Origin of the sequence: Ectothiorhodospira mobilis, assembly GCF_016584115.1 — a bacterium.
In the GTDB taxonomy this organism is placed as follows: Bacteria; Pseudomonadota; Gammaproteobacteria; order Ectothiorhodospirales; family Ectothiorhodospiraceae; genus Ectothiorhodospira; species Ectothiorhodospira mobilis.
Genome location: NZ_NRSK01000100.1, coordinates 1 through 278 on the forward strand (window position 1 = coordinate 1; position 278 = coordinate 278).

The following is a 278-nucleotide window of genomic DNA, read 5'->3' on the forward strand; positions in this document are numbered from 1 at the left end:
GGCCTCTGCCGGCACTGTCGGCTTCAAGGGCTCCCGTAAGTCCACCCCGTTCGCCGCTCAGATGGCCGCTGAGGCTGCTGGACGTCGCGCCATGGAGCATGGCATGAAGCGGGTTGACGTCTTCGTTAAGGGTCCCGGCTCCGGTCGTGAGACTGCCATCCGTTCCCTGGGGGCTGTCGGCTTGGAGATCGGCCCGATCTCCGACGTCACCCCTGTTCCGCATAACGGATGCCGCCCGCCGAAGCGCCGCCGCGTCTGACCCACTCCGAGAGCAAAGG

At 66.9% G+C, this 278-nt stretch carries 1 protein-coding gene; it reads left to right on the forward strand.

All coding sequences use genetic code 11. The features are described from left to right. Positions 1 to 259: 30S ribosomal protein S11 (gene rpsK, locus CKO33_RS13300; protein ID WP_200182701.1), on the forward strand; the 259-nt coding region annotated here is incomplete at its 5' end. Positions 260 to 278: the final 19 nt, after the last annotated feature.